Here is a 20,206-nt window from a genome sequence, read left to right as displayed (position 1 = left end):
AAATTGAACCCGTGCTCACCCGCCCGGCAACCGTCTTCACAGAACTTGGAACCAAGGTTATTGAAAAAGGCCTGGCTGACCCGCGGCTGTCTGAGTTTTATGAAACCTTCATGTCGGCCCCGGCGGGCGCGGTTCAAGCCGCTTTAAAACCACATATGAATTATCTGAGCCTCTGCTCAGACAAAGTCACCGAGTTTGCACCGCCCCCCATCTTCTACGTTGGCAAAGAGTCCAGTCAGCGCCTCCTGTTTGGCGATGACTGGGCCAATCCTCCAGCGCCAGCTGCGGTATCTGGATTGCGCACACCGGACGCAGACTTAGAACGGGCCTCTGTCTTTGGTTACAACAGTGCGCTCAATCAAGTTCCCTATTACGGCTATGCAAGGACACTTGTGAACGTCGATGGGCAAACCTCTGAGGTCGCTTTTGAGCGGTTGATCGTCAGTTTCTGCCCATCGGCTGCAGCAGATTTTCAGGTTTGCGCGTACTTCGGTGTCATTCAGGACCTTCAGCGGACGTTCTAGACGCGAGCATCCGCGCCAATCCATGCAAGTCACTGCGGGTCGAATAGACCAGCCAATCGTCCGACCGGATGTGGCCGGGCGCAACAACCCAGTGCGTACCGCGCGGGACAAACCGGCGGTAACCAACCCGGACGCCAAACCCTTTTTCGGCAGCTTTTGCGGCCATCAGGCCATAAAGATAATCCGGTGACCACTTCAACAACGACACCAAAAACCCCAGTTGGGTCAAAGGCTCGGCCAGGCCCTTGCCGCGAATGTCCCGGCGCAGCCATAAGTTGCCATGGTAGACGATCTTGCCACGCAGGAAATACGCATCATGGGCATGGTCGGTGCCGAACCGGGCCTGTGGGTTGGGATCCACAAATATCCGTCTTTGCTGTTGTTTCCAGTGTTCGGCAAGGCACCGGTCTTGCAAATCTTCGACCTTAGCCGCCTGAACGGAAACAATATTTCCATGCTCGTTGTAGGCGGCAATCCAAAAGGCCGTTGCACCATGTAGATCGAAAAAGCGCGGCGAAAAATCCTCCATGAGATATTTCTCATCTGTACCGCGAATGGTTTCTTCGAATTTCTGAAAATCGCTGCTTTCCTTGACCGACAATCCGCAAGACTCGATTTTTGCCTGCACTGCCGCAATCGCCGATGTGACGTCAAGCGTACTCTTGTCTGTGGTATCTTCGATCATACCGCCCCAAATAAGCTTGGCTATTACAGCCCAGCCTGCCTTCCATATCCCCCAAAGGCATGGTGAAACACCGCCAGTAGATGCACAAGCAAAAGCGCACAACTTCCCCGGTTTCCTCAGGCGCTTGGCGGTAAACAGCATTTCTTTTGCGCAAAACAACTCGGACTCTCCCGAAGACGAAATGTCTAAAGTCAAGCAGGGCAGCCAGCTGCAGAGGGCTTGCCAACACTCACCGGTTTTCTGATGATGGCATAACGGGCCTTTTTCGAACCCCGTCGCTTCTTTTGAACCCACTAGGGGACGAGATCCTTGAGCCAAGCAGCAAAAACTCCAGAAACACGGCTTTGGTCTGGCCAGGCCTTTACGGTTGCTCATGCCGACACAGGGGAATTTGCCGGCCAAGGCCTGAGATCCTTTTTTGAATACAGAGATCTCGGGATCAAAGAAGCGACCGCAGGGAAATACACTGCTCATGTCATCCGCGCCGTTCCGGGCCGCCATTCCGAAGGGCAATGGCATACTCATGAACTTGAATTTCAGATGGTCTATGTAACCAAAGGCTGGGTTGTGTTCGAATATGAAGGCAAGGGCAAACACATTCTGCGCGAAGGGTCATGTGTACTTCAGCCGCCCGGCATCCGACACCGCGAACTGCGCCACTCCGATGATATGGAGTTGATCGAAATCACCTCACCCGGAGAATTTGCGACGAGACCTGCCGAGGCGCCAGACGGCTAACTTTGTCTCGGTTTTATCTGGCTGAAACGATCGCACCAACGGCACTACAGCAAGTTATTGCCCGCAACAAAGCTGCCTGCATCAGGCCACCCCAACGCCAGTTCAAGTAGTAATGTGATACGAAACAGCGGGTTTTGAGCGGAAAATTGAAGATTGTTCTCATAGCGCCCTCACAAATTGTGGAGTCTGCCACTTCTATTTTCGTCGAAATTGTTGAGAAGAAATGGTCGGGGCAGCAAGATTCGAACTTGCGACCCTCTGGTCCCAAACCAGATGCGCTACCAGGCTGCGCTATACCCCGACGTCCTGATTTCGCTGGGTTTATAGCTCTGAGACGGCGCCGTCAAGCGAGAACAGAGCGTGAAAATTTGTCTTTTGTGGACAACTTTTGACAATCGAGTCCCAGAATAGTCCCAGAATCGGTTCTGGGTCTGTTCTGGTTTTGCCGGAAACACCAAGCCGCGCCTAAAGCGCGGCTTCTTCCTTCAGGAGTGGGTGTTTAAAATTGCCGATGGTCGACGCGCCAAATTCCTTGGGCGGTGCCACTGATACCGATTAGGTTACCGAAACCGCCTTCGTGACATGGCTGTGAAACACCTGCTGGTTTCCGGTGTGTCATTGTTCGAGACAATCATCTTTCCATCGATCGAACCCATCAGACCCGCTTGGCTGATCCGCACTTGCCGGCGGAAATGATAGAGCAAGTCAGACGGCTCAAAACAAACCTTCGGTCTTCAATGGGCCTTCCTCGCAGCTCGGCTACTGCCGAAACTTCCCTCCCCAAGGATCTGGCCCCAGATCCGGAATGTCCTCCGGCCGGTCTTTGCCGAGCAGCTTCATGAGTCCCACCGCCGCCTGGACTGTATCTAGGGCCCGCAGTTGCGCCTCCAAGGAAGGCTGCTCTTCTCGAGTGCAGTGCGTTAAGGCCATTGTGACGTTCTTTCGTGCGCTCGCATGTGCGGTCTCGAACAGCTCCGGATCCTTGCGAAAGATTTCCAATGCAAAAATTTGAAAGGCCAGATGCCCCGGTTCCATTTCAGGTTTCATGGCGTCCCCTCAAGCTGGCACAAACAGCCAGACTCACTTTGTCCAATATCGGCACTCAGTCGAGTGTTGCTGTAAAATGGGGAAATGCAACTAATTATTGCAGACACTTAATCAATGCAGCCGGTCGAACTTGAAATTTTTACCGCATATGACTTTGCTGAGTTCGGTTTTAAGCTCAGGGCTTAACTCTTTAAAAGCCTCAGTCAGCTCTTCTTGAAATCTGGGCAGGTCCTTCTCCAACTGCGCACTCAAGGAGATGCTGTACTCGGCGTCTTTGTGCCGGTCATTTGCGATCTCTGTTTTGGACATCTTCCGCAAATTTGAGAGCTGCAGTTGCGTCACATGAAGTCTTTTCAGCGCAAGTATAAAAGCCTCCAAACGGTCATCAATTTGATCAGTCATTTCATGATACCGCGTGGACAAAACGTCTTTCATTTGACCCCTCTCGGAGAGCAATGTGAATTCAGACAATGCGCTAGATGGGTGCCACCATGGCCATCATTTTGCAACCACGCAACAATTTCCGGTTGTTATTATAAATTTTTCAGGCAAACTACACTGATAAATTGTATAAGCATTGTAAACGCTACGTAATGTTACGGGTATCGTGGAGCGTGTCAAATGTCCGACGGGGGGATGGAAATTGGCGCAAATGCTTTAGCTTTGCAGCCAGTTGCCGAACAACAAAACGAAACATCCAAGCTGCGGCTTAGGTTCCGCCAAGTTGGGTCGGACAAGCTCTCAGATACTGAACTCTTGATGCTTCTCTTGATGCCGCGCTACTGCTTTGAGCGTGCAGAGGCGATAGCGGAGCGCTTGATTGCCGAGTATCGGACCTTTCCGGAAGTGTTGAACGCCCCCCGGCACCTTTTGATGGAAATAAAAGGTGTCGGCCCAGTGCTCGCCGATACAATCGCTACCGTTCGTGAATGTCTCATCCGCAGCGCCCGCGCTGAAATCATCGACAGGAAGTACCTAGATACTTGGGACAAAACCATGGAGTATCTCCAGCTCTCCATGGGGTATTTGGAAATCGAACAATTCCGCTGCTTGTACTTGAACACGAAAAATGTGCTCATTGCGGACGAAGTTATGAACGAAGGCACGGTCGACCACACACCGGTCTACCCCAGAGAAGTCGTCCGGCGCTCTCTGCTCCTCGGGGCAAAGGCGGTCATTCTCGTTCACAATCATCCCTCAGGCGACCCAACCCCATCGCGGGCAGACATTCAAATGACGCGCCAGCTTGTCGATATCGCCAAGCCTCTCGACATCGAAATCTATGACCACTTCATTATGTCGCGGGGCGCGTCGTTTTCATTCAGAGCGATGCAGTTGATATGAGCAGGCATCCCATCACTTATCAAACCCAGCGCCAGCATTTCGCGTTTCAAGGCTTTGCCGAGGACGGCCGGCCGCATCGCGATATTCAGGATGCGCCACCTGTGTCCCGGGAAAAGCTGGTTCAAATCCTGTGGCTCCGGTACATGCATGTGATGACCAGCCAGGAGATAGCAGCTGACCTCGCACTGCCCGCACACGCGGTCCGATCTTGTTTTGTGGAGGTCCAGGCGGCGCTGGACAGCATCGACCCCGAAGACATTTGAATGGACTGGCATACCTGCCGTTGATCAATCGAAGTTTGCTTGTATGCTCGCCAAGCCTCGGCTCATATCAGCGTATGTTGTTGCTGAACGGAGAAAATAGTAAGCAACAGCGTGTAGGGTGCCCCAAGCTCCAATGGGGAGGATGCTAGCTGGGCATCTCCGAGGCTCCACTATTTGGACCGAAAAGAAAGCAGTGTTCTTTCCAGTTCATCACGAATTGTGGACCATTCTGATGAAGGACGTTCTACTGCAATTTTGTCGATTCTCATAAACGCAGCTTTGATATGGTTTTGAAACTCCGGATATTCAGACAGGCGCGCTGCTGCAATTATTTGTATCGCAGTGCTTTGGTATCTACCTTCCTTACCATTCACCATGGAAGGTTCTCCGCCTACCACAGCTTCTAGCAAGTGTTGAACGTCTTTGTTTCTATCACGCTGCATTTCTATCTGTTTTGCTTCTTTATTATACTTTTGAGCAGCCAGAACTGATCGCGCAGCAACCAACATCGCCACCACTGTTGCCATCAAGGACATAATCGCAACTACTATCGACCCGGACGCAATCCAAATTGTTGCATTTGTTGAGAATTCGCTTAGATAATCAATAGCCGAATTGTTTTCAGATAACATCCCACATACCTACTTTTTAGAACTTCCTGTCCTGCGGACTGAATTCCCAAACGCCTTAATCGCCCTTGAAACCGCCCACTTACCGCCCATTGCAGCGACCGCCGCTACATTAGTGGGATAGTCGATTGAATTCTTCCACATTGCAATCAGCCGGAGTTGTTCTGGCTCCACAAATAGCTTGGCTACCACTTCAGAAACCGGCGCCTCAGCGTTCAGAGCAACTCAGATCCCAACCTAACGCAGCCGAACAACGTTCGCCGCGCCTCCTGGATCCGGCGCCCCAGAATCCAGAACAACCCGGATCCCCTGACGCACCAGAAGGCGATCCTTCGGGCGGTTGACCCGGCAACTTTCATAGGCTTGTTTGATAAGCCCAAAGGCGCTGGCTGCAGCCAGCAGCTCTACAAATTGCGTGCCGGACGCGTCCCAAACCTCAAGGCGGAAACTTAAAGATTTCAGGTGCGGATCAGCGCCGTCTGGCTTCAGGAGACGGCGCGCAACGGTATCGGCCGTTTCCGGTGTCAAAGTCACCAGAAGCCCCTTCCCCGCCCGGGCCTGGATTAACCGGGCCAGATCCTTTTCCGTTGTCCATCGCGCGCCCATGTTCTTCTTATGTTCTCATATGCAGCAATGATCAAGCGCGATCGGCCTGATTTCAACGTTCCCATCAGCCGAATACAACCTGCCCTCTCCCTGTGGTTGGTTGCCGGGCTCCAACCACAAGAGTTCGATAAAGATCTTTGTGTTGGGGAATATCTTCATTGGCCTTTTACCGGAAAGGCGATCCGGCGACCGGCGATTTGGAAGATGCTGTGGAATTGGCCCGTTTCGGCACCGTGCCGGACAATTTGAAGTCCGTTTTTGCGTGAGGATTTGTGATGAAAAATATTCTGAAAGTACTCAGTATCGCAACGTGTGGCTTGCTCGCTGCGGTTACCGTATCATCATCAGGTGAAAAATATTGGGATAGTTTTACATATCATAGTTACCTTTGGGGTTACTCGATCGAAATGCCGCATGGCATGGTCCCAAGTTTTATAGATGATCCGGAGGATCTAGAAGAATTCAAACGCAGGGATAACAATGGTATTACTTTCGTATACCCTGAATACAAAACACTGAAGGTATCTACGGAGGTCGATACTACAAACCTGAGTTTTAAAGCTTATCGCAACGAGTGGAAATCAGAACTAAGCAGCGATGGATCCAAAATTACATACGAAGCAAGTGGCAAAGATTGGTTTGTGTTTTCCGGCCTATATGGCAATGACACTGTTTACTATTACAAAGTCATCAATTTACCGTGCAGTGATTCTGTCGCGGCATTGTGGATATCATTTGTCTATCCAAAAGATTACAAAGATTTCCATGATGAAAAAATTGCTCCGACATTGAAGACCTTAAAGAGACAGGAGGCCTGCTAGTCAGCGCCCACCGTACGGCTTCAGCAGTTCTAGTTTCTTCCGAAAAACAGCCAGAAATTCAACATCCAGGGCTGCAAAACACTGCAATTCGCAGCATATCTATTGATGTGGAGAGGGGGACGGATGGGCCGTCCCCGCCACACCGGAGGAAAGCGAAATGAAGCTACAACTTCTCGCTATTCTCCTACAGATCGTGGTGGCGATTATGTTGCTGATCAACATTATCCATCATTGGTGATCTTTAGTTGGCCCGCCCCCCGCTAGCACCGGGGGGCGGGTTGGCAGCAACTATAAAGGAAAGGCCATGTTGAAACAAGTTAAGGTACTGCCGCTCATTTCCATAACACTGTCCCTGGTGATCCTCGCCCTTATGGCGGTGAATTTCGGCTGGTTCCAATGACCGACGCGGAATTTAAAGCGGCGCGCAAGAAGCTAGGGCTTACGCAGCCCCAGCTCGCCAGGATTTTGGCGGTCAATTTGACAACCGTTCAGCGTTTCGAAATGTCCCCGGACAAACCTTCGGCCTCGAAGGTCAATCCGACGGCCGCCCGTGTCATGGACTGGATGCTGGCCGGGTACCGGCCACCAGAATTTCCAACGTGAAAACACCCGAGGCCTTATCACCGCTTCACCCCCATCTACGCCCTAAGTGTAGTGCCTGATGTAGGTTCGACATAGAAAATGTTGCCCGTCCCGCATTATAATTGTTCGATACCTCCTGTTCAGCTCACATTCATATTGCAGAACTTAAAAGAACCAATACCAATAACACGGAGAAGATGTGATGATCCTACCAGAATATATATGAATTTAACAAAGTAATAGTTATTTATTTTTTGCAAACACACCTTCCGAGGTATGAAAAATGCATCGTATTGTGCTCGCCTTTACAATTTTCTTTGCTTTTACAGCTCACTCTCTGTCAAAGGAGGGCTGGGAAGATAAAAGTAAAGATGACGATATTAGATCTCAATCTTGTAGTTCTGGAGGAGACTACATTTCTTGTATCGAAGTTTTCTGCCGTGATGAGAAGATATATTTGGAAGTATACGCTGAACCAGATTTTGCACATCTATCTCGTGAATATAAGTTTGGCAGCAACACCAACACTGATAAGAAGCTGAAGAGATTTTCCAAAGTTAACTATGCAAAATCCTACTTTGCTGAACTTAGTGTAGACGATTCTTTTTTTGAAGAGATTGAGATAATTAATAAAAGACACCATTACGAAAGAGGTTTTATTGAAGATTTCTTATCGGGACAATACACTTATGATGGTTTTGTTTTTATGACTTTCGGAGACTCAAAAAAGGAGATTTCCGCTGAAGTGTTGGACGCGCTTATCGCTGGATCAAGAGCTCACATAAAAACTCCGTATTATGAATATGATGTTTCTCTCGCAGGATCTGCGAGAGTTCTCAATAACATAATGCGAATGTGTTCTGGCAATCTAGACGAAATACGCCTGGTCGGAAGAGGCTTAACTTCCGGGAAATTTTATAGCTCACAAGCCAATAATATTGGCACAGGTTTGGACGTTGTAATTGCTGAAATTGGCGATAATGGCGCTATAACAATACGTTCAGGTGGAGTGCCTTCACATACTTTTTCGGAAGTATTGTTCTATGAAAAAAGCTTATCTGTTGGTGTTGTAGAAGGTGCAAATGGGAAATTTAATTTACAGCTCTCAAGCAGCAGTAATAAAGCAATTAATACAGGAGACGAAATAATTTTCATAGATCAAAACAATATTCGTTACGTTGGTTCAAATAAAGGGCGGAAATTCACTGTAGATATGAAACGGTTTTAGTTGATAATTGTTAACACTCCAAATTGTCCTCTGCTCTGTCGAACCACTTCGATGTTTTACCAAAGACGCAGAAAAGTTGTAATTGGCATTCGTACATGCTGTACTTGAGATATTCCAACAGTTATTCAGGACTGCTCCGCACGTTTCTGGAGAATAATGATGCTCAGGATTTTCATTTTTTCCTTGATGTTTTTGCCGATATCCGCGCACGCTGAATGGCGCCTATTGTCCGAAGAAAGCGCGTTCTCGGAGGGTGGCCGCCATGTCGCCTATGTGGAAACACCGGACTATGAATATAGTCTATCCGTCCTTTGCGACGTCTCCAGGCTGTTCCTTGCGCACCGCACCTATGACAAGGCCATTCCCGACCAGATCAGAACACTCAATACCGGAAACCCGCAATTGCTCTTGCGGGTGGATGGCGGAGACGTAAAGCGGCTCAGCGGTGTTCTGGCAGACTTCGATGGAAACACAGCCATTTTTTCCAACATTTCCAAGGAGGAATTTGGCCAGATTTCAAACACCGAAAGCCAAATCGCCGTCGCATTGGCCTTCGGATCGGAAATCTACCACGAAGCGACATACATCGCTCTACCGCCAAAGACAGTGCTCCAGGATCTAAAACAGCGCTGCGCGTATTTTAAGAACTGAAACAGCCTTAAACAATTCCCCTAATCACTCCGTGATTTTTTCAGTGCCAAGGCCAATTGCGCCGGCATGTCCTCCAGCTTGGCGGTAAGTTGTTCAATAGCGCGCACCAGCCGGTTTTCCACCTCTTTCAAATGCTCCACTGATGCATACTCTTGCGCCACTTGCAGTTTGTAATCGGTCAACGCTTGAAGACTTTTATGGACATCGCGCTGTGTCTCTTCACGCAGCCTGCTGATCCGTTCGTGCAGCTTGTCATCAGCTTCCCGAATTTGTCTGGAAACTGCTCTGTCACGAGCGATAATACCTGAAACCAAGCCGCCAAACAGACCCACGACACCAATTATCGTTGCTATCACCCAAACGTCACCGCCATCTGGAGTTCCCATTCAAAGCCCCGCCTTCATTTTTTGCCGAAACGTGTCATGCCATTTGGCGCAGCGCTGAACCCGCGCATTGGCCCGGCCGAGTGCCTGGTCGGTCTTGATCAGCGCCACATCCAGCGGCTCGCCTTCTTGAACGCCGGAGCGTTCCCGGCGCCGGCAATCCCCTGGCAGCGCTGGATCCGGGTTTTCTTGTGCCGCTGCTTGACCCAACCGGGCGCCGGCCTCGATCGCACGGCGCTCAGCGGTTGCGCAGGCGCTTAAAGAGAGCGCCGTCAACACCGCAATCAACAGTCGAAGCATAATTATCCAACTCCATGGCCTGCTGGGTTTGAAGGGCGGAGGCTTCCTGAACCTGCCGTTGAAACTGAAAATTGGCGGCCTCTAGCGCCGTTGCCCGGCGGCGCTCGGCCTGAAGTTCGGCTTGCGCTGCCACCAACTCCACCTTGGAAACAAGCCCTTCTTTTGCCAGAGCAACCGCGGCAGCCTTGTCCAGAACGTGCCAGCCATAAAACCCCGCGGCGATCACCAGCCCACCCGCAAAAAGGATCACATTGCGCCAGCCGATGGTTTTGCCGACGAGTTCAGAAACGGCTTTCCAGATCATTCTGCAAAACCCTCCGGTGGCTGGGTCGCGGGCGGTGCCTTTGGGCCGATCGGCAGCTGCTTGGCGGCCGCATCCAGGCCAAAGGCAACACCGGCAAAGCCGAAGATCGGCAAGGCCAAAAGCTCCGCCCAGCGAAAGGCGCCGGTTGTACCGCCGCTTGTGAGGTCAAAGACACACAGCACCAGCAGGAACAAAAACATGCCGATTGCGGTTTCCCGTTTGAAAGTCTTGGTCATGGGCCTGCCCTCACAACCGCGCCGCCTGGACATGCATCCAGTCGAAATTCCGCACCCGGCCCAAGGACACCCAGCCTTCTTTTTCCCACGCCTGCCAGAAGGGAATGGCGTCATCTAAGGAGAGCCGTGCCTGCGGCTGTTTCCAAGAGAGGCGGTTGCGCTCCGGATCAAAGTCGATCGCGATGCCCCAGGAGTGCATGGAATAGCGCGACCCGCCGCGCATCTGGCGGACGTTCAACGAGCCCCCAAAAAGATCGAGCCCGAGCGCCTTGATTTCCCGGTCGGAATAGAGGCCGCGCAGTTTTTCAAAGACACGCTTGGCAGAGGGGGCGACCTTTTTATGCAAGGTCATCTTCCGGATCCGGACATCCTTGTCCCAGGCAAGGCGCATGGTCCACGGCACCTCGATATGAGTTTGCTGCGTGCCGACCTCGCCGAAATAGGCCTCAACGTCCCGCTGCCGCGGAAAGATCGCCTTGCGGCGGTCCTCTTGCGGATCAGTGTCGCGATCGGAAATAAACCCTTTTTCTTCAAAAGAGACGCTGGAAGACGGCAGGCGCAGCGCCGCCACCGTGGCTTCATCGGCCTGCGCGGTGACGGCTAAGCCTTTTGCGTCTTGAAACCTGCGCAACGCATGCAAGGTGACCGGACCGATTTCACCGTCGATCCCACCGCAGGCAAAGCCATGGGCGGTCAAGCGGCTCTGCAACCACATTTCAAAGGACATGTTGGTCTCCTTGGGTGTTCAAAAAAAACCCGCCTAAAGGCGGGCTCGCAAAAACTCTGATTATTTAGAAGGCTATTCCGGGCCGTCGCCTTCTCCGGCGCCGATAAACTCCAGGTCACCTCCGGCGGTTCCTGGTAATGCACCGTTTGACGGCGCATTTGACGGCACGCTTGTTCCGGGCTGTCCGCCACCTTCCGGACGGCTGTCCTTGCCGGCGCCGCCATGGGGTTGTTTCAAACTCAAGCTGGTGACGGACCCACCCTTTCGGTCCGCCTTGTGCTGCACACTTTCGATCCGGTACTGGCCGTCTATGCCAGCCCGAGTGCCGCGCAGAGTGAACAGCCCTTCGGCTTGTGCGCCGGGATAAAGATCCAAAAGAACAGTGCCGCTGCCGCCTTCCCGCTCCGCTTCACCCTTGCGCGCTTCGACCAGGTCGCGGGCCTGGCCTTCATCGGCTGCCCTGGAACGGATTAAATTGACCGCGTCCGGCAACGTCCGGTCCGGGATTTGGATATCGACTTCCGTTTCCTTGAACTCGGCCTTTTCCCGGTCAAACCACTGCGCCTTGGCTTTGGTAAAACCGCGCCGCCCGGAAAAGGGCTCAATATCCCAGTTGATGACGTTGCTTTTTTCACCGCCAAAGGTGCCCAAAATGGCCGGGAGACCAAAGTCCACACCGCGTTTGACCAGGACTGCGATCGGTTCCTGGATCTTGAAGGTTGCCCCCAACTCCCGCGCCAAACGTTGGCCGAGGTGCACAAAACTTTCGCCGTCAGCGGCCTGATAGACGCGCTTTATGGCCTGAAATGTCGGATCGACCTGCATGGTGTATCCGGCGAAGTTTGCCGCCATGGACAGAAAATCGCCAATGCTGCCGTCGTCCAAATGAAACTGCAGCGGTTCCTTGGCCTTGCCGCGAGTGTCGAACCCCTTACCCGTCACCTTTAAAAGACGGCCGCCGCCACGCGAGCCGGTGGACCGCACCTTGTCGACAACACCTTTGAAGACCTGGATGCGGTTCATCAAAACCCGGATCGGAGCCCCTTCCGGCGGCATGTGGATTTGGCCATCGGTGTCGTCAAACGTCAGCGAACACGTATCGGACGCGGACCCTGCCTTGTCGGTTATCGAGATGTCGGTCAGGTAGGGCCGCATGGAGATTGTCATGTCGATCCCGGCGACAAACACCCGCCAATGAACTTTCCACATGCCGTCAGGGTCTCGGGTTGAACAAGGTCACCACCTGGACCTCTTCGTATGGTTCGGGTGCCGGCATGTCGGGAATAAGAACAGCGCGGCCGAGCGGCAGATAAACGCCAAACGCCGACAGGCCCCGGTTCAGTTCAAAAAACTCGCGGACAAGTTTCTGGCCGGTTATCCCGTATTTGCGCCACAACAACAGATCAGCCGTGACATTGTCGCCCGTGATGGTCACTTCTTCCGGCACATCACCCTCCCATGCTATTGAAAAGCGATAGGAGCCCTTGAACGACACCGGAGCTGCCGTCCCGGTCGTCCTGCACCTTTTTCAGATCAATGGAGTAATCGACAACAAAGCCCACACCGCCTTTGACCAGGTGGCTGTGCTTTTCTTCGATCGCGGTAATGGCAAAGGTGCCAAGCCGGAAACCGTCACCTCGGGACACCGGCACCCGTGCGCCGCTGCGGCGCATTTGATGAGCAATCTCCAACTCGCTCAACCCGCCGATCTTGGTCGGCAAAAGCCGTCCGCTCAGTTTCAGGGTTTCCCCGCCATCCCCCATGAACTCGGACGGCGCAAGGCCGCTGATCACAGGTTTTTCAGCCAGGTCCGCGGTGCCTTTTCGCGTGACCGCATCGACGTTAAACGGCTTTGTGTCGAACGCCAGAGTCCCGATCATGTAAAGCAATATTTATGGCCCCGCTGATTCAATGTCCGCCTGGATGCCGGACATTTGTTCGCGCACCTCGCTGGCAAGTTCGCCGGAGATTTGCGCGGCGTTTGTTGCCTCGTAAACCGTGATGGGCGCATGAACGGTGATCGACGGTGGCGCTTGATTGGTCACCCGCACCTCCTGCACGCCGGAGGGTTTAGTGACCACGACCGGTTCACCGGAAACCGTCACAGCGGGTTTGCCGACCAGGCTGACATCCTTGACACCGTCGGGCGCCAACCGCTTTTCCATGTCCTGGAAGACGCCAACGCCCTTCATGGGGTTGAACCGTTCACGGATTTCCGGATCCGCCATGTTCTTGGTAAAATTCGCCTGACCTTCAGCGGTCACACCGTGACCGACCGCTGCACCAAGACTGTCGATGAAACTCAAAAAAGCGCTGGTCGCAATTGCTCCGGCAGCGGCACTTTTTAGGTTTTTGAGAAACGTCAGGCGCCCGCCTGGACTTGCGGTCGTTGGTTTTTGAGCCGCATTCAGGCGCTTCCCCATTTTGCCCAGGTCTTTGGGCGCAATCCGGCCATTCAGCGGACTGTTTTTGCCAACTGTGCCGATGCCCGGGCGCCCTTTGGAAGATGGTCCGGCTTTCGGCAAAGCCTCGGCCGATTTGCCCAAGGCGCCGGTTGCCTTGGCAAGCGCGCCAATTCCGGCAGCCCCTGCCCCCAGCTTCGTCAGGCGGCCCAAGAAACGCAGCAATCCCCACGCAGGTTTAATGCCGCTTAGGAACAAGAGCGCATTGCCGAGCATGCGGATCGGGCGAACAACAAGGCCAATACCGAGGGCGGCAAGCGCCAGGCCGCCGCCATATCCAGCAAGACTGGCAAATGCAGCACCCGCCGCATCATGGTCGACACCCAGAAAATCGGCGATCGATCCTGCGAGCGCTGTCAGATCTCCAACAAAGGACCGCAGGCCAGCGCCCATCTGGCGCATCCGTTCAAACGCAGCGCCCATCTTTTCGGTGTCGGCGGCAAGGTCCTCGGTCCGGCCGAAGATCGCATCCCAGGCCTGATTGAAGGCACTGCCGAGCCCCTCGCCCGCATCAAAGCCCAACCCGGTCATAAAACCTTTGGCCCGGGCTTCGAGCGTATCAAAAACGGTAACCCGGCTGTCGAGCGTCGTCAGTGTGGACGAGAGTTTTTCGGCAAACTCAACAATCGGCGGCAAGATCTTGGACCCGAGCGCCGCGCCGCCATTTGCGGCAATGCGTTGCAGGCGCTTTAGTTTTTCTTCTGCCGTATTGGCAAAGATCTCGAATGTCTTATCGACGGACCCGGCAAAGCTGCTGGTGTTGCGCAGGGTTTCCAAACGGCCGACGATTTTGTCGATGTTGTTGGCAATTGCCGTGGCATCGTCCTGATACTCCAGCCCGAAGAAATCCAGCAACAGACCGGAGCGGGTCTGCGCGTCCATGTCCTTGACGACCTTGAAGAAGTCGCGCATCGCATCGACAGGCGTTTTGAAAAACTTCTTTTGCAGGGAGGCCGAATATCCCTTGCCGCCAAGTGCATCGAGCGCTTTGACGGCCTTCTTGTTTTTCGACAAGGCCGACATCTTGATCATCATGGCATTCATGCCGGTGCCAGCCTTGGCGGATTCGATGCCGATTTCATTCAAGGTGGCGCCGAAAGCAGCCATTTCCTGACCGGAGATACCAAAGGATTTTGCGGTCGCAGCGGTGCGCAGCAGGAAGTCGATCAGGCTCTTTTCTGATGTGCCTGCCGTATCTGCGGAATAGTTGATCGCGTCGGCAAGGCCTTCCAAGCCGGTCATATCTAGGCCAAGCGCGTTTTTGAGCTGTGACAGGCTGTTGGCCGTGTTTTCCGCTGACATGTCGAATGCAACAGATGCCTTGCCGCCCAGCTTTACAAAACGATCGAGTTCCTTGTTGGCGATACCGAATTGACCGGCTTGCGCATAGAGCTTGGCAATCTCTGTCATCGTGCGGCCGCCCTTGGCATTGGACAGCTCACGGATGGTCTTTTTGGTCCGCTCCAGTTCGACCCGGGTCAGCGTGGTTTTCTTTTCAACATCGGCCATCGCGGTCTGAAACCGCATCGACGCGCCGGTTGTGCTGTCCAGCCCGGCGCGCAGGCCAAGGTAACTCAGCCCCATACCGATAAGACCGCGGGTCGAAGACAGAAGCGGCGCCCCCATTCGGGTCTGGGTTTGCGTGAAACGGTCTCCGGCCCGGCGCAGGCCACGCAACGTGCCATGGATCCCGCGCGCCGGACCCGAAACACGGTCATGCAGCTGCGCAACAAGACTGGAACGCAGAACAGCCATTTAGGAGGTGCCTTTCAGCTGGGACATCACGTCGGATATGGCATCGCGCTCGCGCAACGCCTCGCGCAGCGTGTAGCGGTTCACCATGGGGCGGGGTGTATGGGTGAAGTGGGAAATCAGGATGGCGAGTTTTCGCCATCCTCTTCCAGGTTTCCCATCGAAGCGTCCGTTTTCTTCACGATGGCATGAAAATCGGCCGGCAACATGCGGCGCATGTCTTCAAACGGCAGTCCGCACATGCGCCCGAGCACAAACATGGTCTCCTGAACCGTGCCGGAGACTTCTTCTTCTGCATCGATCGCGTCCCCCATCTCCGGATCCCGGAATGTCAGAACCGTGTGTGTCCGGCCGTCCTTGCCGATGATCGGCTTTTTCAAGGTGTGCGTTATGGGTGCGGCGGCAGCTTCCTGCGCCGGATCTTGTTTGCTCATGATTGGTACCGGGAAGATTAGAGGATCGAGAAATTAGCCGCCGAAGGAAATACCGGCGGCGGTCTTATGCGGCTGTGTCAACGACACACCGTCGCGGCGAATTTCGATTTCTTCTTCATCGAAATAAAACAGTTCTTTGCCATTGAGGATGAACTCGTAATGGGTGACGGTCTGGAACTTGTGGGACATTTTTTGGAATTCGGAGGCTGACCCCTCGTCCGGCGCCCATTCGGTGATCACCCCCTCAATCTCGATGCGCGCCGGAACCGGAGCCCCGTTCTTGCGCTTGTAAGCGCAGCCAAAGGTCCACTTGTCCATTTCACCCATACCGGTGAAAACATCGTCATCCGGACCGAACGTTTCCCAGCCGGGTTCCAATGGCTCCAAACGTGGCATGCCATGGTCAATAGACCCAACCCCGCCACCGGGGTTCCGGTTCACCGTCAGAAACTTCACGGCAGGCAGGATGATCTTGGAAATCTTCAGCGGGCGTGACGTGCCGGCACGCGTTGCGCGGCGCACATCCATGATGGTCAATTGATATGCCGGGTTGGCCATGTGTTTCTCCTGTGATGCTTAAAGTCGGAGCGATTAGGCCGCGGCGGCCAGGCGCTGGATGATTTCGTTGACCAAACCTTCAACGGCCGGACGCCACCGGCGGATTTCGTGGTGCGCGACCTTAAAGACCGGCGCCGGCTCGATGCCGATTTCCAGCGTGAGATGACCGAGGCGGATGCTTTCCGGCGAGTTTCGATCGCGCTTGAACATCTCGGTTTTCGGCGAATAACCCAGGATGTTGCCGTCGGCCTGATGGTCGCGCAGCGCATAGGCCAGTGAGTTGATCCAAGCCTCGACCTTGTCGCCGTGGATCTTGCGGCCGAGGAACTGCTTGGTGATCGCCAGGAATTGGGTTTGGATGTAATCCGTCCCGCGGACCTGGTGGATCTGTTCCCAGAGTTCACCGGTTGTCGCATTGTCCGTCCCGATAAAGACGTACCCGCCTTCAGCCACAGCTCCGTCGACGCCGGATTCCCCTTCTGCGACAATCGCGACGTTGGAGGCGAGCATCTGCTGTCCCTCGACCGACCCGTCGGTCAGAGAGAACGGGATTTTTCGGGAAAGACCGGCAAGGCCGCGGATTGGACGGTTGGCGAAGGGTTCAAACGGCTTGCCGTCACCTTCGTCGTTGTCGACCCGCATCATCAGGCCGGCAATGCGCGGCGCCATCGGCCGGGTGACCACGGATCCGCCTTCCCAGACGCGGGCGGCAACACCGATCGGCATGACCCGTTCTGAAGACATACCTTCGCGGGCATCGGTCGCATTGGCCGAGGACGTGTCGTCAACATCGACCGGCGCTACCGCAAGGCTCTTTCCGGCATTGGCCTCGATCGCGGCGATCACCGGATTGACCGTATCCATATCCGGACGCCAGGCGGTGCGGCCCGGAACCCAGATGCGCGATGTGGCATTGACCGCCGACCAGATGTCGGACACCCCGTTCAGAACGTCCGCGATCGCAGCGGCAGTGGCGGCGGTGTCGACGCCTTCAGCCACACGCACAACCGTCACATCCGCGCCGGAGTTGAGGCCGTCGAGCTGATCGTTGATGCCCTGCACGTAGGACTTCAACATGCCTGTGCCGAGGGCTTCGACGGCAGCGGTGTCGGAGGTGGAAAAGCGTTTTGCAACACCAACAGGAAACTCAGTGTTGGATGCATCTTCCGAAGTTTCGACAATCAGCGCCTTGGAGAAATCAGCTCCGAGCGCCGGGACAACCTCATCCTGCGGACGAGGAAACGTCATGCCAAATTGCGGTGCGGACATTTTGAGAGGGCTCCTTCTAAGGGCCGCGGCGCTTCCAGCGCTGCTGTCTGGCCTTGCCCAAGGGCCGGATGGGGCATGAAAAAACCCGCCTCAAAGGACGGGTTGAAATTGGGTCAAGTGTTTGGGTTGCTCAGAGATCGTCCTGGAACAGACGCCGTTCCTGGTGCCACTCGCAAGAGGATTTGCAGTGACCCGGCTCGCGCAAAAGCCAATCGACAAACGCCACCCACCAGCGGGCTGGCAGGAGGAGCTTGCGGCCGCCGCTCTCCGACAGCCGGTAGACATAGGCGGAGGTGGTCGTGTCACCCTCTCCGCCTGTAAGCGCATTAAAAAGCCGGGACAGTGCCCGGCCGATCTGGATCACATGCCAACGGATGGTCACAGCGGCACGCCCAGTTGGATTTCTGCCGGGCGGTGATCTTCGATCAACGCAGCTGCCCGGACATTTTCCAGACCAACAGCAACATCCGGATGTGTGACATCGAGAGGCGGCAGAAGCGGATTGTCCAAGTCACCGAAGAAGATGTCGAGCGCCCGCTTCAATTCGCGGGCTGCTGTCTTTGCAAGGTCATCACTGAGCGCATCAATGACCGACTGATCGCGCGCCTGGTCTATCGCCATGCGTTCGGTCAAGGTGAACAGCCGCTTGAACTCATGCGCTGTGACGGTTGTCCGGTGTGTAGGCGGCCCCGCTGCCGCAGGGGCATCCTCAAAGGTCTGAGCCCCCGGGTTCCAGATCTGACCTTTGTCCGGACGGTCTCCATCCCAATCCATGACCTGGTAGCCAGCCACAACACTAGGAACCTTTTCGACAACCCGCTCGACAACATTGTCCTGCAAAAGAACCTTCATCTTAGTACTCCTTGATCACAACAGCGCCGGCGCCGGACTTGTCGTAGTCCGCGCTATCGGGACATCCTTGCGCTGGTAGCATCGGCACAGGGTCAGTCAACCATCCTTGCCATGTTGCAATGGCCCCCGGAAAGCCGCCGCGGTGTGTTGCAGCCAAGCCAGTGAACCCGGCGATGTTGCTCGGCAGGAAGCTGGTGGAGTTGCCGATGACCGTTTCGCCATCGCCATAAGTCTTGCCCTGATGGGCCAGCCCCGCGCCGCCGCGCCAAGCAAAAGTACCGCCGTTGGAAGCGCCAGCAATGCAAACGGGAAATTGTCCGCGATTGGCGCTGGTGGCGGCTTTCGGATCGGTTTCCGAATGACTGCCCCCAGCTGCCAGAGCGAGGTGCGAAACACAAGTTGGCAGGCCGTTGATCGGTGTTCCGACATTGACGGTTCCGCCGGAGCCGATCGCCTCAATACGGACTTCCGCGCCGCCACTTGGCGGGACATAAATGCCATAAGCTTGCTCAATCACCCCGGCATAGGCCTGAGAAGACGACTTTGCTGTCAGCTGCCAGATCCGGTCTTCCCCATGCGGGATGACCGCGCAGATCTGATCAAAGGTGTTGGAGTATTGATCGACCCAAGGATCGATCTGGAAATCATCGCTGTCCAGAAGTGCGACACCAAAGTCATTCAGAATTGTACCTTCAGAATATATGCAGCGGTGGTCTTCTGCGTAGAAGGACCCGGTGAAGTTGCTCCCGTTATCGGAGACTTTGGTCGCGGCCGCGCCCACGATGTGCCAGACCTCATCCGGCCCCCAAGCGATCACCTTGGCTGAGGCGCTGTCGAAACCCAAGCGCCGGATGTTGGCGGCCGCCGCAATATCTTCGCGCCAGGTGCTGCCGTCATCATCTGTCGAATAGACCGCTCCGCCCATCGCCAGCCACAAGCGGCCAGCGTAAAACTCTGAGCAATATATGACAAGGCCGGTTCCAGCGCCGGTAATGCCCGGGACATTTTCCCATGTGTTGCCGTTCGTGGACCGTTGAATGCCTTTGGCGGCATCTCCGCGCTGATGCGCAAACACCAAAACGGCGGTGTCGGTGCAGGCGATATGACCGGATGCGGTACTGTAAGTAACTCCGGACATATCCGGCATTGTCATTGCCGTGTGTGCTTCCAGGATATCATCGCCGACCCAAACTGCCGTGTTGCCGGTGGCAACAAAGGATTTTTTGAAGCCCTGATGATAGGCGGCGGCGACGGTCTGCCCTGTGATTTCTGCGCGGTTTGCGACCCCTGTCGAGCCATCAACAATACTCGCATGGCCGAAATAGCCGTCTTGGGTCGGGTGATACACAATCCGCTTTTCTGTGTCGTAACAGGTCGCCGCGTTTTGCATCTTTACCAGCACGTTGGCGATGCTCGACCGCAAGAGCTGTTTCTTGCCTGCGACCGGCCCAGCGATAAAGGTAAAGCTGGTTGTGCCGCCAGCAGATGTACCCTGCGCGCCGCCAAAGACCAGCACCCCATCAACGATCTTGGGCGGATGGTAGTTACCCGTCGTATGGATATATCCCAGCTCCTGGACGGCAAACTTAGGATAGTTCGGCGTGAACAACTGACCACCATTTGAAACGAGTGCTGGAGAAGTTGATTTTGAAGAACTTACGGAAGTGTTTTCCGTCGCACTTTTCAAAAGCGCGTCATACAGCAGCACTTGCGCACCTGCGAGTTCGGTTTTTTCTGCGGTTGCTGTTGACGGATCAAAAGCTTCAATTTCACTCTGAAGCTTGGCGCGAATTTGTGTAGTGTCCATTTGT

28 protein-coding genes and 1 tRNA gene are annotated in these 20,206 nt (G+C 54.5%); 8 read left to right on the top strand and 21 right to left on the bottom strand.

The features are described 5' to 3' along the window. The first annotated feature begins 11 nt into the window (after nucleotides 1-11). Nucleotides 12-524 (top strand): hypothetical protein, encoded by a 513-nt coding sequence (locus ACOOFE_RS12110; RefSeq protein WP_420415156.1) that lies wholly within the window; start codon nucleotides 12-14, stop codon nucleotides 522-524. On the opposite strand, the gene ACOOFE_RS12105 is transcribed toward ACOOFE_RS12110, so the two are convergent. Further along, nucleotides 496-1,209: a hypothetical protein gene (locus ACOOFE_RS12105; RefSeq protein ID WP_420415155.1), complete on the bottom strand. Its 714-nt coding sequence runs from the start codon at nucleotides 1,207-1,209 to the stop codon at nucleotides 496-498. The two genes, ACOOFE_RS12110 and ACOOFE_RS12105, sit on opposite strands and share 29 nt — an antisense overlap. A gap of 309 nt (nucleotides 1,210-1,518) precedes the next feature. Between ACOOFE_RS12105 and ACOOFE_RS12100 the strand changes: the two genes are divergently transcribed. Then, nucleotides 1,519-1,947 (top strand): cupin domain-containing protein, encoded by a 429-nt coding sequence (locus ACOOFE_RS12100; RefSeq protein WP_420415154.1) that lies wholly within the window; start codon nucleotides 1,519-1,521, stop codon nucleotides 1,945-1,947. Between the two features lie 224 nt (nucleotides 1,948-2,171). On the opposite strand, the gene ACOOFE_RS12095 is transcribed toward ACOOFE_RS12100, so the two are convergent. From ACOOFE_RS12095 to ACOOFE_RS12085, 3 genes are all read right to left on the bottom strand, one after another. Further along, nucleotides 2,172-2,248 (bottom strand) — tRNA-Pro (locus tag ACOOFE_RS12095). A 458-nt stretch (nucleotides 2,249-2,706) separates the two neighbouring features. After that, the gene (locus ACOOFE_RS12090; RefSeq protein ID WP_420415153.1) at nucleotides 2,707-2,994 is read right to left on the bottom strand and encodes a hypothetical protein; all 288 of its coding nucleotides are present in this window, start codon (nucleotides 2,992-2,994) and stop codon (nucleotides 2,707-2,709) included. A gap of 111 nt (nucleotides 2,995-3,105) precedes the next feature. Beyond that, entirely contained in the window at nucleotides 3,106-3,429 is a 324-nt protein-coding gene (locus tag ACOOFE_RS12085; RefSeq protein ID WP_420415152.1) for a hypothetical protein, read from the bottom strand. Between the two features lie 186 nt (nucleotides 3,430-3,615). Between ACOOFE_RS12085 and radC the strand changes: the two genes are divergently transcribed. Together radC and ACOOFE_RS12075 are read left to right on the top strand one after the other, a co-directional pair. Next, nucleotides 3,616-4,338, top strand: coding sequence for a RadC family protein (gene radC, locus ACOOFE_RS12080; protein ID WP_420415151.1), 723 nt, complete (start codon nucleotides 3,616-3,618; stop codon nucleotides 4,336-4,338). Next, nucleotides 4,335-4,601 carry a hypothetical protein gene (locus ACOOFE_RS12075; RefSeq protein WP_420415150.1) on the top strand — a complete coding sequence of 89 codons (267 nt, stop codon included), beginning with the start codon at nucleotides 4,335-4,337 and terminating at the stop codon, nucleotides 4,599-4,601. The genes radC and ACOOFE_RS12075 overlap by 4 nt, the downstream gene beginning before the upstream one ends. A gap of 170 nt (nucleotides 4,602-4,771) precedes the next feature. On the opposite strand, the gene ACOOFE_RS12070 is transcribed toward ACOOFE_RS12075, so the two are convergent. After that, nucleotides 4,772-5,233: a hypothetical protein gene (locus ACOOFE_RS12070; RefSeq protein WP_420415149.1), complete on the bottom strand. Its 462-nt coding sequence runs from the start codon at nucleotides 5,231-5,233 to the stop codon at nucleotides 4,772-4,774. A 234-nt stretch (nucleotides 5,234-5,467) separates the two neighbouring features. Beyond that, nucleotides 5,468-5,836, bottom strand: coding sequence for a hypothetical protein (locus ACOOFE_RS12065; protein WP_420415148.1), 369 nt, complete (start codon nucleotides 5,834-5,836; stop codon nucleotides 5,468-5,470). A gap of 275 nt (nucleotides 5,837-6,111) precedes the next feature. Here ACOOFE_RS12065 and ACOOFE_RS12060 point away from each other — a divergent pair, with 275 nt between their 5' ends. From ACOOFE_RS12060 to ACOOFE_RS12045, 4 genes are all read left to right on the top strand, one after another. Beyond that, nucleotides 6,112-6,657: a hypothetical protein gene (locus ACOOFE_RS12060; RefSeq protein ID WP_420415147.1), complete on the top strand. Its 546-nt coding sequence runs from the start codon at nucleotides 6,112-6,114 to the stop codon at nucleotides 6,655-6,657. 396 nt (nucleotides 6,658-7,053) lie between these two features. Beyond that, nucleotides 7,054-7,260, top strand: a complete 207-nt coding sequence (locus ACOOFE_RS12055) for a helix-turn-helix domain-containing protein (RefSeq protein ID WP_420415146.1) — start codon at nucleotides 7,054-7,056, stop codon at nucleotides 7,258-7,260. Nucleotides 7,261-7,522: 262 nt separating this feature from the next. Then, on the top strand, nucleotides 7,523-8,467 hold the full coding sequence (locus ACOOFE_RS12050) for a hypothetical protein (protein WP_420415145.1): 945 nt from the start codon (nucleotides 7,523-7,525) through the stop codon (nucleotides 8,465-8,467). A 156-nt stretch (nucleotides 8,468-8,623) separates the two neighbouring features. Continuing rightward, nucleotides 8,624-9,118 carry a hypothetical protein gene (locus tag ACOOFE_RS12045; RefSeq protein WP_420415144.1) on the top strand — a complete coding sequence of 165 codons (495 nt, stop codon included), beginning with the start codon at nucleotides 8,624-8,626 and terminating at the stop codon, nucleotides 9,116-9,118. Nucleotides 9,119-9,138: 20 nt separating this feature from the next. Here ACOOFE_RS12045 and ACOOFE_RS12040 read toward each other — a convergent pair whose 3' ends face one another. From ACOOFE_RS12040 to ACOOFE_RS11970, 15 genes are all read right to left on the bottom strand, one after another. Then, the gene (locus ACOOFE_RS12040; protein ID WP_420415143.1) at nucleotides 9,139-9,504 is read right to left on the bottom strand and encodes a hypothetical protein; all 366 of its coding nucleotides are present in this window, start codon (nucleotides 9,502-9,504) and stop codon (nucleotides 9,139-9,141) included. Then, on the bottom strand, nucleotides 9,505-9,801 hold the full coding sequence (locus tag ACOOFE_RS12035) for a hypothetical protein (protein ID WP_420415142.1): 297 nt from the start codon (nucleotides 9,799-9,801) through the stop codon (nucleotides 9,505-9,507). Further along, nucleotides 9,740-10,105 (bottom strand): hypothetical protein, encoded by a 366-nt coding sequence (locus ACOOFE_RS12030; protein ID WP_420415141.1) that lies wholly within the window; start codon nucleotides 10,103-10,105, stop codon nucleotides 9,740-9,742. Before ACOOFE_RS12030 ends, ACOOFE_RS12035 begins: the two co-directional genes overlap by 62 nt. Further along, nucleotides 10,102-10,341: a hypothetical protein gene (locus ACOOFE_RS12025; RefSeq protein ID WP_420415140.1), complete on the bottom strand. Its 240-nt coding sequence runs from the start codon at nucleotides 10,339-10,341 to the stop codon at nucleotides 10,102-10,104. Before ACOOFE_RS12025 ends, ACOOFE_RS12030 begins: the two co-directional genes overlap by 4 nt. A 10-nt stretch (nucleotides 10,342-10,351) precedes the next feature. Beyond that, nucleotides 10,352-11,068 carry a peptidoglycan-binding protein gene (locus ACOOFE_RS12020; protein ID WP_420415139.1) on the bottom strand — a complete coding sequence of 239 codons (717 nt, stop codon included), beginning with the start codon at nucleotides 11,066-11,068 and terminating at the stop codon, nucleotides 10,352-10,354. 72 nt (nucleotides 11,069-11,140) lie between these two features. Beyond that, on the bottom strand, nucleotides 11,141-12,277 hold the full coding sequence (locus tag ACOOFE_RS12015) for a phage late control D family protein (RefSeq protein ID WP_420415138.1): 1,137 nt from the start codon (nucleotides 12,275-12,277) through the stop codon (nucleotides 11,141-11,143). A 4-nt stretch (nucleotides 12,278-12,281) separates the two neighbouring features. Beyond that, nucleotides 12,282-12,515: a tail protein X gene (locus ACOOFE_RS12010; RefSeq protein WP_420415137.1), complete on the bottom strand. Its 234-nt coding sequence runs from the start codon at nucleotides 12,513-12,515 to the stop codon at nucleotides 12,282-12,284. Nucleotide 12,516: 1 nt separating this feature from the next. After that, on the bottom strand, nucleotides 12,517-12,948 hold the full coding sequence (locus ACOOFE_RS12005) for a phage tail protein (protein ID WP_420415136.1): 432 nt from the start codon (nucleotides 12,946-12,948) through the stop codon (nucleotides 12,517-12,519). Nucleotides 12,949-12,960: 12 nt separating this feature from the next. Further along, nucleotides 12,961-15,285, bottom strand: coding sequence for a phage tail tape measure protein (locus ACOOFE_RS12000; RefSeq protein ID WP_420415135.1), 2,325 nt, complete (start codon nucleotides 15,283-15,285; stop codon nucleotides 12,961-12,963). Between the two features lie 116 nt (nucleotides 15,286-15,401). After that, nucleotides 15,402-15,716: a phage tail assembly protein gene (locus tag ACOOFE_RS11995; protein WP_420415134.1), complete on the bottom strand. Its 315-nt coding sequence runs from the start codon at nucleotides 15,714-15,716 to the stop codon at nucleotides 15,402-15,404. A gap of 33 nt (nucleotides 15,717-15,749) precedes the next feature. Further along, nucleotides 15,750-16,274, bottom strand: a complete 525-nt coding sequence (locus ACOOFE_RS11990; protein WP_420415133.1) for a phage major tail tube protein — start codon at nucleotides 16,272-16,274, stop codon at nucleotides 15,750-15,752. A gap of 33 nt (nucleotides 16,275-16,307) precedes the next feature. Further along, a complete protein-coding gene (locus ACOOFE_RS11985; RefSeq protein ID WP_420415132.1) occupies nucleotides 16,308-17,543 on the bottom strand; it encodes a phage tail protein in 1,236 nt (411 codons plus the stop codon). 130 nt (nucleotides 17,544-17,673) lie between these two features. Beyond that, entirely contained in the window at nucleotides 17,674-17,925 is a 252-nt protein-coding gene (locus tag ACOOFE_RS11980; RefSeq protein WP_420415131.1) for a hypothetical protein, read from the bottom strand. Next, nucleotides 17,922-18,395: a hypothetical protein gene (locus tag ACOOFE_RS11975; RefSeq protein ID WP_420415130.1), complete on the bottom strand. Its 474-nt coding sequence runs from the start codon at nucleotides 18,393-18,395 to the stop codon at nucleotides 17,922-17,924. The genes ACOOFE_RS11980 and ACOOFE_RS11975 overlap by 4 nt, the downstream gene beginning before the upstream one ends. Nucleotide 18,396: 1 nt before the next feature. After that, nucleotides 18,397-20,202, bottom strand: a complete 1,806-nt coding sequence (locus tag ACOOFE_RS11970; RefSeq protein ID WP_420415129.1) for a hypothetical protein — start codon at nucleotides 20,200-20,202, stop codon at nucleotides 18,397-18,399. Nucleotides 20,203-20,206: the final 4 nt, after the last annotated feature.

The sequence above is a fragment of the Roseibium sp. genome (assembly GCF_965216085.1).
Lineage (GTDB): Bacteria > Pseudomonadota > Alphaproteobacteria > Rhizobiales > Stappiaceae > Roseibium.
This window is presented reverse-complemented; position numbering and strand designations above follow the sequence as displayed.